Raw genomic sequence first — 15,822 nt, 5'->3', positions numbered from 1 at the left:
TTTGGCTGAAATCAAAGGTCGCTTCCTATGTCGCTGCGGAAGTACTTGTCGGTGAATTGGATTTTCTTGGCTTCCTCAAACGATTTTGCCAGAGCCTCGGCCTTGTCTTTTCCGTAAGAACTTAAGGCTATGACGCGTCCGCCTGCCGTTACAACCTCTTCGTCTTTGAGTGCCGTTCCGGCATGGAATACCATGCTTCCTTCCACATTCTCTATTCCTGTTATGGGATACCCTTTCTTGTATTCCTGCGGATAGCCGCCGCTTACAAGCATCACGCAGACAGCAGCGCGCTCGTCAAACTCAATCAGGCGCTTGTCGAGGTCGCCTTTTGCCACACCGTCGAAGAGGTCTACTATATCGCTTTTCAGGCGTAGCATCACGCTCTCGGTCTCGGGGTCACCCATGCGGCAATTGTATTCTATCACCATCGGCTCGCCTTTGACGTTGATAAGGCCGAAGAATATAAATCCTTTATAGTCTATGCCTTCGGCAGCCAGCCCGTCTACCGTGGGGCGTATTATGCGGTCTTCCACCTTTTTCATCCATTCTTCCGTGGCAAACGGTACAGGGGTCACGCTGCCCATGCCGCCCGTGTTCAGGCCGGTGTCATGCTCTCCTATACGCTTGTAGTCTTTTGCCTCGGGCAATATCTTGTAGTTCTTGCCGTCTGTGAGCACGAATACGGAGCATTCTATACCGCTGAGGAACTCTTCAATGACCACCTGTGCCGAAGCGTTGCCGAACATGCCGCCGAGCATTTCGCGCAGTTCCTTCTTGGCTTCTTCGAGCGTGGGAAGTATCAGTACGCCTTTTCCGGCACATAGTCCGTCGGCTTTGAGCACATACGGGGCTTCCAGTGTTTCCAGAAAGGCGAGTCCTTCTTCGAGGGTGTTGCCGTCTATTGTCTTATACCTGGCCGTCGGGATGTTGTGGCGCTGCATGAATCCCTTTGCGAAATCCTTTGAGCCTTCAAGCACGGCTCCCGCTTTCGACGGTCCTATGACCGGTATGTTCTTGGTTCTTTCATCGTTCTTAAAATCATCGTATATGCCTTTTACCAGCGGATCTTCCGGTCCTACGACCACCATGTCCACTTTCTTGTCGGCAACAAACGCCTTGATGACCTCAAAGTCGTTGACGCCTATCGCCACGTTTTCTCCGCAGTTGCCTGTCCCGGCGTTACCCGGGGCGATGAACAGTTTGTCTACTTGCGGGCTTTGCGCTATTTTCCATGCCAGGGCGTGCTCTCTGCCGCCGCTTCCTAACAACAGTATCTTCATGTTATATTGTTTTTATTGTTTGCATTATTGATGTTTGTTTTCTCCGAATAGAAATTTGTTGTTGTCCGTTCTTATCTTTATCTTACGGATTCTCTTTTACCGGTGGCTTCATTTCAGGTAGTCTTCAAAATAGCGGGTTATCCGCTCATGCAGATGCACGCTTTTGTGGCCTGACATGTTGTGTCCTTCGCCCGGATATACGAAGAAGTCGGGTTGGGTGCCTGCTTCCGTACATGCGTTGATGAACTGCAATGCATGCTGCGGCACCACCGTCGGGTCGTTCATGCCGATGATTATCTGTAATCTGCCTTTCAAATCTTTCGCTTTATCTATCAGGGATGTGCGTTTGTAGCCTTCGGGATTGCTCTCGGGGGTGTCCATATACCGTTCTCCGTACATCACCTCGTACCATTTCCAGTCTGTCACGGGGCCTCCGGCGACACCGACTTTGAATACGTCCGGATAGTGGGTCATCAGCGATATGGTCATAAATCCGCCGAAGCTCCATCCGTGTACGCCCAGCCTGTCGGTGTCAACGTACGGAAGCGACCTTAGATATTCCACGCCCTTCATCTGGTCTTTCATCTCCTCTTGTCCGAGATTGCGGAATGTGGCCTGTTCGAATGCCAGTCCTCTGTTCTCGCTTCCACGGTTGTCGAGTATGAAAAGCAGGTATCCTTTCTGTGCCATGTATGTTTCCCATGAGCGGCTCATGTAGTGCCATCGTGCGTCTACGTTGTGTGCGTGTGGGCCTCCGTATACGTAAACCACGGTGGGATATTTCTTGGCCGGATCAAAATTGACAGGTTTCACCATTCTGTAGTACAGGTCAGTGATGCCGTCGGCGGCCTTGATGCTGCCGCAAGAGTATTCCGGTACATTGTATCCTGCCCATGGATCGGGTGCGCTGAAAATCATGTCGCGTTTTGCAGTGGCAGTGTTTGCAATCTCGATGTTGCGAGGCACGTCCGGTTCGCTGTATTTGTCATACATCAATGCCCCGCTTGCCGACAGCACACCGTGATGCACTCCGCGTCCGTTGTCAAGTGCGGTGCGTTTTCCAGTTGTCGTGTTCACGGCAAACAGGTTGCTCTGTATAGGGCTTTTCTCGTTTGACAGGATGATGATGCTTTTCTTCTTGGCATTAAATCCTACTGCTTCCTGCACTACGAAATTGCCGGATGTGAGCTGCTTTGTCTTATAATACTCCCTGTATGCCACGCCAAAATCGGTTCGGTGTGTATCAGGGTAAACCTTTGTATTCGTGTCTACGACATATAAATGGTTGTATCCGTCGCGCTGGCTCTGCATTATGAATTTGCCGTTGTCCCATGGCAGGAAGGTTATAGGATGCTGGGGTTCCACATATCTGTCGCTGCTTTCCTCGTATATCACATCCCTTTTGTTGCCTGTCTCGGCATCGTAGCTCACGAGACGCATCTTGTTCTGGTCCCGGTTCAGCTCTTGTATGTATATTGTCTTTGAGTCGGGACTCCATGCGATGTTCGTGAAGTAACGGTCTGTCGGGTCTCCTGCGTTCAGGTATATGGTCTTTCCTGTGTTCATGTCATGCACTCCCACTGTCACTTTATGACTTGTCATGCCAGCCATCGGATATTTGTCAGGCTCATGGCCGGCTATTCTTGCGAACGTGTTCACCTGCGGATAGTCTGTGACCATGCTTTGATCCATCCGGTAGAACGCCAGGCGGTTGCCGTCGTTGTTCCAGAATGTGCCGCTCATTATTCCGAACTCGTTGCGGTGCACGGCCTGGCCGTATACTATGTCACGGCTTCCGTCGGTCGTTATTTGTGTCGTTTTGCCGTCGGCGTCGGTCACGAACAACTGGTGTCCTTTCACGAACGCCACGGTTCTCGACTTGCTGTTCCAGTCCGCAAACGTCTCGCCTTCACAGTTTTGTCTCCATGCTACTGTCTTTTTCTGCCAGTCGTACAATATGCGCCGCTTGCCGTTACTCAACAAAGCAAGCGGTTCGTCAGGGTAGGGATACCGCACATTCATCATAGAACGCACCTTGTCTCCATCCGATGCCTTGTTGACTTCTTCGAGAGTGAACAGCATTTTCCTCTCGCCAGTCTTCATGTTAACCGTGCCTGTTTCCTCGGCGTCCTGATACATCAGCCTGTCGCCCCACCATGTTATGTACATGTTTTTGGGCGACATGTTGTAATAGTTGTTTCCTCCGAAGTTGAGATCTTCGAGAGTGAATTGTTTCAGTTGTGCGTGCATGGTCATGGCCGGTAACATGGACAATACTATTAGAGCATATCCGAATGTCTTAATTCTCATCGCCGTATCTGTTGTTTCTCTTGCCGTAGTCACGGCTCACTCTCGTTCTGTCGCTTTTTCCGTATCCGCCCTTGCCTGCGGGCTTGCCATAGTTTTTGCCGCTGCGGTCAAATCGTTCGTGTCCACCGCGGTTTCCGCCGTTGTCTTCGTACCCTCTGCGTTCGCGGTCATATCCTTTTCCGCCACGGTCGAAACTTCTTTTATCCCGGTCGAAACTCTTTCTTTCGCCGCCGAAACTTCTTCTTTCACCGTCGAAGTTCCTGCGTTCTCTGCCATGCGCTCTGCCGTCGATACCGTCACGGTTCTCAAACTTCACATGGCGGAACTTGAATGAGCGTATATCGTCCTCTTCGTTGTCTTCATTATCGGACGAAAGCCTTTTCTTGAATTCCCGCTCTTTCTTGAACCGGTGCTTCTCCGCCATCTGTTTTTTCTCCTCTTCCGTCTTCACTATGCCGCCGTCGCTTCTGAAATCCTTGAGTTTTCCGTCGAAAATCTGATATTTGCGGAATTCGCATTCCAGCGAGCCATTGTAAAGCGGTATCTTGATTGACGGTTTCAGGCCTATTTGGTCGAAACACTCCTCACGGTAGCTGAGCACCCATGCGTCGTTGTTCATGAACTGATGCTTGAACCGTTCGCCTATCATCTTGTATGTACCGAGCAGGTCGGGCGTGGAAATGCGCTCGCCGTAGGGAGGATTGGTCACGATGATGCTTTTGTTCTCAGGCTGCGTGAAATCCTTAAAGTCGCCTTCGTTGATGGTTATCATGTTTGTCAGTCCCGCTGCCTTTACGTTGAGGCGTGCGGTGTTCACTGCCTTGATGTCGATGTCGTAGCCGTATATGTGGTGTTTGAATTCCCGCTCTTGCGAGTCGTCGTTGTATATCCTGTCGAACAAGTCCTTGTCGAAGTCGGCCCATTTCTCAAAGGCAAACTCCTTGCGGAACAGTCCGGGCGCCATGTTGCAGGCTATGAGAGCGGCTTCGATGGGCAATGTTCCAGAGCCGCACATCGGGTCTATAAAGTCTGTCTCTCCCTCCCAGCCGGTCATCAGGATCATTCCGGCAGCCAGCACTTCGTTCAGCGGGGCCTCCACACTCTCCTGGCGGTAGCCGCGGCGGTGCAGGCTCTCGCCGCTCGAATCGAGCGACAGTGTGCAGCGGTCTTCGGCAATGTGCATGTTCAGGCGTATGTCGGGGTTTGCCACGCTGATGTTCGGACGCTTGCCCGTTTTTTCACGAAATTGGTCTACAATGGCATCTTTCACCTTATAGGAAACAAACTTCGAGTGGCGGAACTCTTCCGAGAAAACCACCGAGTCTACCGCGAAAGTCTTGTCGACAGACATATATGACGTCCAGTCTATTTTTTTCACTTCTTCATATACGTCGTCGGCCGACAGAGCCTTGAAGTGGCAGATGGGCTTTAAAATCCTGATGGCTGTGTGCAGCTGAAAGTTTGCTCTGTACATCAGTTCCTTATCACCGGTGAATGATACCATTCTGCGGCCTATCTGCACGTCATTCGCGCCGAGGCCGGTCAGTTCTTTCGCCAATACGGGCTCCAAGCCCATGAATGTTTTGGCGATTAACTCAAATTCCTGTTCCATTTATATATTTATTCGTTATTTCTTTATGTCAGATGTCAAATACCAGATTGGCGGATGTTAAGTGTAGGGTGGCGGATGCCTGATGTTAAATGGCGGCAATGGAGTATGCGGCTTTTGCGGGTAATACCCTCATCTCCTTAATCCTCATCTCCTTACTATACCTTTTTCACCACCTTGCTTTCGGGTTTCATGTCTTCCGTCACCCACAGGTTGGCACCAACCACCGAACCCCGGCCTATTGTGATGCGTCCCAGTATAGTGGCGTTGGAATATACGATAACGTTGTCTTCCAGTATGGGGTGGCGCGGTATGCCTTTGATGGGGTTGCCGTTGTTGTCGAGCGGGAAACTCTTTGCCCCAAGTGTTACTCCCTGATACAGTTTCACGTGGTTACCTATGATACATGTTGCTCCTATCACCACACCGGTGCCGTGGTCTATCGTGAAGTGGTGGCCGATACTTGCTCCGGGATGTATGTCGATGCCGGTTTCCGAGTGGGCCATTTCTGATATTATCCTTGGTATCAGCGGCACGCCGAGCAGCAGCAACTCATGTGCTATGCGATGGTTGGCAAGCGCCTTTATCGCCGGATAGCACGATATTACCTCCCCATGGCTTTCTGCCGCCGGGTCCCCGTTGTATGCAGCCTCCACATCGGTGGCGAGCGTCCGTCTTATTTCGGGTATTTTTTCTATCAGTCGCGCGGATATATCGCATGCCTTGTCACGGCATTCGTTTGGGTCGAAGTCCTCGCTGTCGTGGCACGAGAAGCACAGTCCGGCCATGATCTGGTCGGTAAGTAGCTTGTGCATCCGTTCGATGTTCACGCCGATGTGATATCTGATTGTTCGGGTATTGACAGATGATTTTCCGAAATATCCAGGGAAAAGAATGGATCGTGCCAACCCTATTATTTCTTTGAGTGCCTTTCCCGAGGGCAGCGGGGTGCCGTCCCGGTGCTGATGAAACAAACCTTCGAGCGACTTCGCTTCCGACAACTCGTCAACCGTACGGGTCAATATATGAGTGAAATCTGTATTGCTCATCTCGTTGTGTCAATATTTTTATGACTGCAAAGATACTGCAAACCTCGCAAATACACAAATTAAATAATACTTTTTTTACAGGTCTCGGAAATGTGGGAAAATGCCGGAAATTGATGCCGTGATGATTGTGGCGGTTCTTGACAGATGCGGCCGGAAAAAGTTTGTTATATGGTATTTTGTAAATAAAATATCATACAGAGCGGTGCGGGTATTTTTATCTTTATGATGCGTGTATGTAGTGCGTTCAGATGAAAAATACATTGATTTTTGATAAATTGTTTATTGTAGTAAGGCTTTATTCTTGATGTTTTATGTTCGGATACCCGTTACTTTCCATTCAGATACCCGTTACTTTCCATTTAGATACCCGTTGCATTGCGTTTAGATGCCCGTTGTGTGCCGGTTAATATCCCGTTGCAATCAAAAAAGAGGCTTCCGGACGGATGCCGGAAGCCTCTTTGTGTAAGTTCTCATACCTGTGTCACAACATGTGTACGGGCATGTTTTCGCAACCGTAGACTTGTTTGTAGCCTACTGTTGTCATATAATGGTATGGCTATGGCGGTATTGTCGCTTGCATGTCAAATATCAAGGTGTTGGTCGGTAGCGTTTTTGTTTTCTTGTTGTTGGTCACAATGTCGTTATTTGTGGATGTTTTGTAAATAAAAATCATGGCTTATGTGTGTGGAAATAGTTTTGTCGTCTTCAAAGTTACACTTAAATTGTTTTTATTGCAAGCGTTATTACGATACACTTTACGATACGCCGGACAGCGATCACCGGTCGACAAGCCGATTTTAAAATATATTAAAAAGTATTCTTAATTTCTTAAATAATGCCCGTTTTTTGCTCATTTGCCGAAAACGGAAAAATATTTGCCGTCAAAAAGTTTTCTATGTAAGAAATATTGTATAATTTTGCCGTTGGAGAAAAAAAGCGACGTGCTACGAAAGATTTACGCAATAAGCAGGGCAGAGCGTTTCTCGCCGAATTCGGTAGATAAAGACGCTGCCATTCTTGAGGGTGCGGCCGATGAGTTGCGGCGTGCCGGATATGAAGTGGAGATATTGGCCGAGACCGATTTTTCGGGTGCGGCCGATGCTTTGGCGTGTATATCCATGGGGCGCGAACCGTCTACCGTGGCGATGCTGAAACGAATGGAGTCGGCCGGCGTGCCGGTGGTAAACAGTGGAAGCGGTGTGGAGGCATGCTGTAATCGCAGGTTGATCAACGATATAATGAAACAGGTCGGTGTGCCGCTTCCTTCATCGCATGGTGACTGTGGCTATTGGCTCAAAAGGGCCGATGGAACGGCCGAAGGTCCGGGTGATATACGGTTTGCCTCAGACTGGCAGGAGGCTGAGGCGGAAATGGCTTTCATGAAAAGCGCTGGAATAAAAGACGTGATAGTACAGGCGCACGTGCAAGGAGACCTCGTGAAATTCTACGGGGTGAGCGGCACGGATTTTTTTCATGTCTGCTATCCCGGTGACGATGGAAATTGGAAATTTGGCGATGAGCGCCGTAACGGTGCCCCGTCTCATTATCAGTTCGACTTATCGTCGCTTCGTGCCATGGCCGGATGTGTAGCCGAAGCCGCCGATACGGTGGTGTATGGCGGCGACTGCATTGTAGACAGTGGCGGAGGCGTGACTATAATCGACTTCAACGACTGGCCCAGCTTCTCCCGATGCAGGGAAGAGGCGGCAAGTGCAATTGCGGAAATTGTGATTAAGCGCATCAAGCGGTAATAAATATAAAGAAAACTCAAATGACAGACAAGCATAAAATAACGGAAGGGTATATCTTCGACTATGGCGGGACGCTCGACACGGGCGGATGCCATTGGGGGCGGCGGATATGGCATGCCTACGAGCGTGCCGGCGTGCCGGTAGGCGAAGAACTGTTCCGCGAGGCATACGTATATGCCGAGCGTGAACTGGCGCGTAATCCCATCATACAGCCCGACTATACTTTTCGCAAGACACTCGCTGTGAAACTGCGGATAGAGATGGAGTATATATCCGATAGACAGCCAGGCTTCGACACCATGCGATGGCAGGAAGCTGTGCTCGACATACTCTATGGACAGACAAAGGAAGAGACCGCGAAAAGCAAGGCCGTGCTCGTGAAGTTGAAAGAGCGTTATCCGATGGCGCTGGTCAGCAATTTCTACGGCAATATATCTACGGTGCTCGGGGAGTTCGGGCTTGACGGGCTGTTCGACAGTATCGTGGAATCGGCCGTGGTAGGCGTTCGCAAGCCCGACCATCGCATATTCACTCTCGGTGTGGAGGCCCTCGGAATGGAGCCCGGTAAGGTTACTGTGGTGGGCGACAGCTATGACAAAGACATTGTTCCGGCAAAGAGAGCGGGCTGCCGCACGGTATGGATGCGAGGCGAGGGATGGACGGACACAACTGAAAGTGACACGTCGGCGGCCGACGCGGTGATAACGGAATTGAAGGAAATATTATAATACTTAAAAATATTCGAAGTAATGGAACAAACTAATGTGAAGCCGGCTGACGGCAAATTAGGAATTATGGTTGTGGGCAACGGTGCCGTTGCCACTACATTTATGACGGGTGTTCTTATGGCACGCCGCGGACTGACAAAGCCTGTTGGCTCTATGACACAGTATGACAAGATACGTGTGGGCAAGGGCGACGACAAGAAATACCTGAGCTACGGCGAGATTGTGCCGATGGCGAAACTCGATGATATAGTGTTCGGAACATGGGATGTATATCCGCAGAATGCTTATCAGGCTGCGATGTATGCCGAGGTATTGAAAGAGAAAGACATCAATCCGGTGAAATACGAGCTTGAGAAGATTGTGCCAATGAAGGCCGCTTTCGACAAGAATTACGCCAAACGTCTCGACGGTGACAATGTTAAGGAATGCAAGGACCGCTGGGACATGAAAGAACAGTTGCGCGAGGACATCCGCAAGTTTAAGGCTGATAACGGCTGTTCGCGTATAGTCGTGCTCTGGGCCGCCTCTACCGAGATTTACGTTCCGGTATGCAAGGAGGTGCATTACAAGCTCGACGATCTCGTGGCTGCGATGAAGGCCGACGACCGTGAGCACGTGGCTCCGTCTATGTGCTATGCCATGGCCGCGCTCGAAGAAGGCGCCCCGTTCATAATGGGAGCTCCCAACACAACAGTGGATATTCCCGCAATGTGGGAACTGGCTGAAAAGACAAACATGCCTATTGCCGGAAAGGACTTCAAGACAGGCCAGACACTGGTGAAGAGCGGTTTCGCTCCTATCATAGGCACACGCTGCCTGGGCCTTAACGGATGGTTCTCAACGAATATTTTGGGCAATCGTGACGGTCTGGTACTCGACGAGCCGGCAAACTTCCGCACAAAAGAAGTGTCAAAGCTCTCTACGCTTGAAACAATTCTGAAGCCCGAGGCTCAGCCAGATCTTTACGGACACGGTAACGACGAGGACACACAATACTACCACAAGGTGCGCATCAACTACTATCCGCCTCGCAATGACAATAAAGAAGGATGGGACAATATCGACATTTTCGGATGGATGGGTTATCCGATGCAGATTAAGATCAACTTCCTCTGCCGTGACTCAATCCTTGCGGCACCTCTGTGTCTCGACCTCTGCCTGCTTAGCGACCTTGCGGCACGTGCCGGACGTCATGGCACACAGCGTTTCCTTAGCTTCTTCCTCAAATCTCCTCAGCATGATTATACGAAGGGCGAGGAGCCGGTCAACCACCTGTATCAGCAGTATACCATGCTGAAAAACGCCATACGCGAGATGGGAGGGTATGAAGCTGATGAGGAAATAGATTGATATAATTAAGGAATAAAAGGGGAAAGGAGTTAACGGAGTTAAGATTTTTACAGCATATCGCTCCGGTCGTGAGCAAGAGACAGCGCTCATGATTGAGCGGGCGACGAGTGACGGTGATGTTTATTTAATGACCGATTGGAAATAAATGTCTTAACTCTTTTAACTCCTTTTACTTTCCAAAATATGCCAGTGGAAATTTATCCGTTCTCTGACTGCAATATACTTAATGCCCGGTCATGGATCAGCCGAAATTCCATTTCAACTTTCTGAAAACAGAATGAGGATTATCCGGTTCTTGGTGGCAGTATATCTTACTTCCGGTGAGCGTGGCCGAAGGTAATTCCATTTTAAACCTTTAACTCCTATATGGCAATTCCTTAACTCCAATATAAATCATAAATAAGTAAAGAGATTTGGATAAAAACAGGACAACGTATTCGATAATGCTGTTTCTGCTGATGCTGGCAATGCCGTTGCGTGCCCAGATATCAGGTTATATAATAGACGAAGAGACAGGTGACAGTATACCGTATGCCAGTGTTATTTACAAAGGGCATAACGTTGCGGTGGCGTCAAACATCAACGGCCGGTATACCATCGCGCGGCACGAAGGCCGGGCACTGACATTCAGTGCGGTGGGATATGTACCGAAGACGGTGACTATAGGCGCGAACACGAAAAACACACTCGACATAAGACTGAAACAGGATAACCGGAGACTGAAAGAAGTGACGGTGAAAACAAAGCGTCGCAAATACAGCAGGAAAAACAATCCGGCCGTGGAACTGATGAAAAAGGTGATAGAGCGGAAGAAAAAGACAGACTTGTCGAACCGTGATTACTATCAGTACAACAACTATCAGAAGATAACTCTTGCATTTAACGATATAACGAAAGAACGTCTTGAATCGCCGACGTTCAAGAAAAAGACTTGGCTCAAAGATCAGGTTGAACTGTGCCGGTACAACAATAAAATGATATTGCCGATATCGGTGGATGAGACTGTGACGCAGAAGATATACCGGAAGCATCCGCACAGTGAGAAAAGCATAGTGAAAGGACAGAACTCAACGGGAATAAACGACTTGTTCCAGACGGGAGACATACTCACCACGACACTTAAAGACGTGTTTACCGACGTGAATATTTATGATGATCAAGTGCGGTTGTTGCAGTATCCGTTTACATCCCCGATAGGAAAAGGAGCAATATCGTTTTACCGTTATTATATAGAAGATACCGTATATGTGGATCGTGACAAATGTATTCATCTGCATTTCCTGCCAAATAACCAGCAGGATTTCGGTTTCCGTGGCGATATTTACATCATGGACGACTCATCGTATCAGGTAAAACGGTGTGAACTGACAATTCCAAAGCGCAGTGACGTGAACTTCGTTGAGAACTTGAAAGTGGAACAGGAGTTTACCATGCTGCCCGACAGTACATGGGTTTTGACGGTGGATGACATGATTGCGGAACTGAAAGTGGCTAACTTCCTGCAAAAAGCAATTGTAATACGTACAACGCGACTGAGCGATTACGCTTTCGATGACCTGCCGAAACAGTTGTTCAAGGGCAAGGCCAGAGAGGTGAAAGAGGCCGATGCCATGATGCGTGACGACTCTTTCTGGGATAAATACCGCCAGGTGCATCTCACAAAGAGCGAAAGCAAGATGGATGCTTTCGTGCATAATCTCGAACAGATAAAAGGTTTTAAGTACATAATATTCGGTGCCAAGGCCTTTATAGAGAATTTTGTGGAAACCGGTAATCCGAGTAAAGTGGACATAGGACCAATAAACACCATGCTCACGAGTAATTTCGTGGACGGTTTCCGTACGAGGATTACTGCCCAGACAACGGCGAAGCTTCATAAACAACTGTTCCTCAGCGGTTATTATGCGTACGGATGGGGAAGCCATAAGAACTACTACAAGGGCGAGTTTGTGTATTCTTTCAATAAGAAAGAGTATCTTCCGAGAGAGTTTCCCAAGCGGACACTTACCTTGATGTCCACATACGACGTATGTTCGCCTTCCGATAAGTTCATGCACACCGATAAGGACAACGTCTTTACATCGTTCAAATGGGCGAAAGTAGACAAGATGATGTTCTATAACAGGCAGCAGGTGACTTTCGAGCGCGAGGAAGACTGGGGTTTTAAGACTACGGTAGGACTGAAAACGGAAGAGAACGTGCCGTGCGGAGAGCTGTATTTCCGCCCGCTGTCGACTCTTGAAAACACTAAGATAAGAACAACCGAACTGCGTGCCGAACTGCGTTTCGCTCCCGGCGAGACGTTCATAAACACCAAACAGCGCCGTTTGAAAATCAATCTCGATGCGCCGGTGTTTACTGTCAGTCACACATTGGGTCTTAAAGACGTGCTGGGAGGTGACTATCGCTATAACTATACCGAGGCAAGCATATATAAACGTTTCTGGATGAACAGTTGGGGAAAGATAGATTGCTATGTGCGCGGAGGCATACAGTGGGACAAAGTGCCGTTCCCTTTGCTGTGTATGCCGGAGACCAACCTTTCATATATTATACAGGACTTCACTTTCCAGTTGGTAAACAACATGGAATTTCTTAATGACAGGTTTGTAAGCGCCGATATCGGATGGGATTTTAACGGCAAATTGTTCAACCGCATACCGCTGATAAAGAAATTGAAGTGGCGTGAGTATATTGGCGTTAAGTGTCTGTGGGGCAGCCTAAGCGATAAGAATAATCCATATTTGCCGCAGAATGCGGGCGACGCTACGTTGATGGAATTTCCCGGTGGAGCGTATATTATGAACTCCAAGACACCGTATGTGGAGATGGCTTTCGGTATTCACAATATCTTCAAGATAATACATGTGGAGTATGCCCGTCGTCTCAACTATCTGGATCTGCCCACGGCAACCAAGCACGGAGTGAGGTTCATGTTCCGTATGACTTTCTAAAATGCTTTTGCCATATCTCTTGAAATAAGAAAAAGAATCCTTGCCGCAACTATTTCTGGTGCTGTTGCGTCTATTATAGTAGAGTAATGGCAATAGACTGGAAAAGAAATAAAATAAGGAATAGATTATTATGAAGAGATTTTTATTATTGGCATTGACGGTGTTTGCCGTCTTTTCGGGAGTGTATGCGGAAGAAAACGATTGTATGGTGACGGCCGGGCCGGATGGTAAAAATGTGAAGACGGTATACAGAAAGGTGTCGAACTTCACGAAGATAGCGGTCAACGGTTGTGTGACGGTGTATTACACTCAGGGGAGCAAGCGCTCGGTAAAAATTAAAGGGCCGTCTGAAAAGTTGAAGGATCTTGACTTGACTGTGAGCAACAACACACTGTCTGTCACTTTTAAAGGCAGGACTTCGATAAGAAATTCGTTCAATATATCGGATATATTCGGCTCGTTGTCCGGTCAGGATAGTGGTGGCGACGGAATATATGTATACGTCACGTCTCCTGATCTTGTGGGTGTCAAAGTGTTTGGCAGCGGTGATTTCATCTGTCAGGGTAGGCTGGATACCGATAATATGTACATAGAGCTGAAAGGGTCGGGGGATATTAAATTCAAGGATATTATCTGCGACGGGATATCGACAAACCTGATTGGCAGCGGTGACATAAGCATAAAAAAACTGGATGCGCTTAATTCCAAGGTCGCTCTTACCGGCAGCGGGGATATTGATATATCCCAGAAGAACACAAAGCATACCGATGTGTTGTTGAAAGGTAGCGGAGATATAAGCATTTCGTTTGCCAATTGTGGCCGGTTGGAGAGCTCTTTGAAAGGCAGTGGCGACATAACGTTCAGCGGAACAGTGGGATCCATGAATAAAAAATCGCTTGGCAGCGGCGATTATCATATACGAAATCTGCGTGTGGCAAAGTGAATGGACATTGATTATATAAGCGCCGGCTTTTTATCATTGCATAAAAAGCCGGCGCTTTATTTTCTCCTTTCATTTATAATTAGTAATTTTGCCATGTATTTATAATGTACAGACAGAATGAAATATGCTGTAATAGCCGCGGGCGAGGGTAGCCGGTTGGCTGCCGAGGGTATAGATGTGCCCAAACCGCTGGTAAAAGTTGGCGGTGAGCATCTGATAGACAGACTGATCCGTGTGTTCATTGAGAATGAAGCGGAAGAAATAGTGGTGATATGCAATGACATAACAGCTCAAGTGAGCCTGCATCTTGTGAAGTTACAGGCCGACGGACTTCAAGGACAGCCGGTTCCGTTGCGTTTCGTGGTGAAGAGCACGCCCAGTTCGATGCACAGTTTTTATGAGATAAGCCGATATCTCGGAGACGGCCCTTTCTGCCTCACAACGGTGGATACCATATTCCGTGAGGACGAGTTCAAAGACTATATATCTGTGTTCCGCAAGTCATTGGAGGGCGGTGAGGCCGACGGTATGATGGGAGTGACCGATTTTATAGACGATGAAAAGCCACTGTATGTGGATACCGACGGGCAGATGAATATCACCGGCTTTCTTGACAAGTCTGATACATGTCGCTATATTTCCGGCGGAATATACGGGCTCACTCCCAAAACGATAGATACACTCAACGGATGTATGGGGCGTGGCGAGAGCAGGATGCGTAATTTCCAGCGTGCTCTCATTGCCGATGGCCACCGTTTGAAAGCCTATCGTTTCTCGAAAGTGCTCGATATAGATCATGCGTCAGATATAATCAAAGCCGAACAGTTTATCACAGATTAAATATTATGAGTAAGAAATTCAGCGAATTGCTCCGTGAGTCGTTCAAGTCGGATGATACCGAGGAGTGGCTCGACATACACTTCACAAGACCGATAGGCCTCGCTTTCGCATTGCTTTGGAAGCGTCTGCATGTCCATCCCAATACGGTTACGGTAATGTCGATGTTTCTCGGCGCAGCGGCGGGATACATGTTTTATTTCAGCGACCTGTGGCACAATATTGCAGGAATAATCCTTCTTATGTTCGCTAATTTTTGCGACTCGACAGACGGGCAGCTTGCCAGGCTAACCGGGCAGCGCACTCTGATAGGGCGAATGCTCGACGGCTTTTCAAGCGATGTATGGTTCACGGCCATTTATTTTGCCATCGTGTTCCGTATCTATGACCGAGACATCCCTTTCACCGATGTGCATTGGGGACTTTGGGGCTTTCTGATGTGCCTGATAGCGGGTGTGGTCTGCCATACGAGGCAGTGCGCACTGGCAGACTATTATCGCCAGATACACCTTTATTTCCTTCTCGGAAAGAAAGGTAGCGAGCTTGACGATTCCAAGACACAGCAGGACATACTCGACAGTCTGCCAGAGAAAGGCGCTTTCTGGGATCGGGCGTTCTATTTCAATTATCGGAATTACTGCCGGGGGCAGGAAAAGCGCACTCCCGAGTTTCAGGCTTTCTATAAGCATATAAAGGCGAAATATCCCAATGCAGAGGATATGCCTCAGGAGTTGCGTGCCGATTTCAGGAAAGGATCGCTCCCGTTGATGAAATATACCAATATGCTTACGTTCAACACGCGCGGCATCACACTATACATATCGTGCCTTCTCGACGTGCCATACGTGTATCCGCTTTTCGAGATCGTGGTCCTCACTGCCATGTGCGTGTATATGCACCGTTCGCATGAGGCTATGTGCCGCAGGCTTGACACCAAGTATTTCTCCTGAACGGATATTTTTTCTGCCGGATAAGGAGTATGGAAAGAATACTTGATATGGTATGACACGG

11 protein-coding genes are annotated in these 15,822 nt (G+C 48.5%); 7 read left to right on the top strand and 4 right to left on the bottom strand.

The genetic code is table 11. The annotated features are described in order from the left end of the window. Window positions 1–11: 11 nt before the first annotated feature. The 4 genes from purD to HPS53_RS00530 form a co-directional block, all read right to left on the bottom strand. Window positions 12–1,280 (bottom strand): phosphoribosylamine--glycine ligase, encoded by a 1,269-nt coding sequence (purD, locus tag HPS53_RS00545; protein WP_172203816.1) that lies wholly within the window; start codon window positions 1,278–1,280, stop codon window positions 12–14. A gap of 108 nt (window positions 1,281–1,388) precedes the next feature. Next, window positions 1,389–3,590 (bottom strand): DPP IV N-terminal domain-containing protein, encoded by a 2,202-nt coding sequence (locus HPS53_RS00540; protein ID WP_371741720.1) that lies wholly within the window; start codon window positions 3,588–3,590, stop codon window positions 1,389–1,391. Then, window positions 3,580–5,202 (bottom strand): THUMP domain-containing protein, encoded by a 1,623-nt coding sequence (locus HPS53_RS00535; protein WP_172203814.1) that lies wholly within the window; start codon window positions 5,200–5,202, stop codon window positions 3,580–3,582. The genes HPS53_RS00540 and HPS53_RS00535 overlap by 11 nt, the downstream gene beginning before the upstream one ends. Before the next feature lie 155 nt (window positions 5,203–5,357). Beyond that, complete coding sequence (locus tag HPS53_RS00530; protein ID WP_172203812.1) at window positions 5,358–6,248, bottom strand: serine O-acetyltransferase; 891 nt, start codon at window positions 6,246–6,248, stop codon at window positions 5,358–5,360. A 941-nt stretch (window positions 6,249–7,189) separates the two neighbouring features. Here HPS53_RS00530 and HPS53_RS00525 point away from each other — a divergent pair. The 7 genes from HPS53_RS00525 (at window position 7,190) to HPS53_RS00495 (ending at window position 15,761) form a co-directional block, all read left to right on the top strand. Continuing rightward, the gene (locus HPS53_RS00525) at window positions 7,190–7,999 is read left to right on the top strand and encodes a hypothetical protein (RefSeq protein ID WP_253942787.1); all 810 of its coding nucleotides are present in this window, start codon (window positions 7,190–7,192) and stop codon (window positions 7,997–7,999) included. Between the two features lie 38 nt (window positions 8,000–8,037). Next, the gene (locus HPS53_RS00520; RefSeq protein WP_172203987.1) at window positions 8,038–8,727 is read left to right on the top strand and encodes an HAD family hydrolase; all 690 of its coding nucleotides are present in this window, start codon (window positions 8,038–8,040) and stop codon (window positions 8,725–8,727) included. 21 nt (window positions 8,728–8,748) lie between these two features. Then, the gene (locus tag HPS53_RS00515) at window positions 8,749–10,077 is read left to right on the top strand and encodes an inositol-3-phosphate synthase (RefSeq protein ID WP_172203810.1); all 1,329 of its coding nucleotides are present in this window, start codon (window positions 8,749–8,751) and stop codon (window positions 10,075–10,077) included. 443 nt (window positions 10,078–10,520) lie between these two features. Further along, a complete protein-coding gene (locus HPS53_RS00510; RefSeq protein ID WP_371741737.1) occupies window positions 10,521–13,031 on the top strand; it encodes a DUF5686 family protein in 2,511 nt (836 codons plus the stop codon). A 130-nt stretch (window positions 13,032–13,161) separates the two neighbouring features. Beyond that, the gene (locus tag HPS53_RS00505) at window positions 13,162–13,974 is read left to right on the top strand and encodes a head GIN domain-containing protein (RefSeq protein WP_172203808.1); all 813 of its coding nucleotides are present in this window, start codon (window positions 13,162–13,164) and stop codon (window positions 13,972–13,974) included. Between the two features lie 117 nt (window positions 13,975–14,091). After that, a complete protein-coding gene (locus tag HPS53_RS00500; RefSeq protein ID WP_104369311.1) occupies window positions 14,092–14,814 on the top strand; it encodes a sugar phosphate nucleotidyltransferase in 723 nt (240 codons plus the stop codon). A 5-nt stretch (window positions 14,815–14,819) separates the two neighbouring features. Then, entirely contained in the window at window positions 14,820–15,761 is a 942-nt protein-coding gene (locus HPS53_RS00495) for a CDP-alcohol phosphatidyltransferase family protein (protein WP_172203806.1), read from the top strand. The last annotated feature ends 61 nt before the right edge of the window (window positions 15,762–15,822 follow it).

Source organism: Prevotella sp. PTAC (assembly GCF_013166535.1).
Taxonomy (GTDB): Bacteria; Bacteroidota; Bacteroidia; order Bacteroidales; family Bacteroidaceae; genus Prevotella.
Note: the sequence above shows the minus strand (reverse complement) of the source record. Positions and strands in the feature narration are given on the sequence as shown.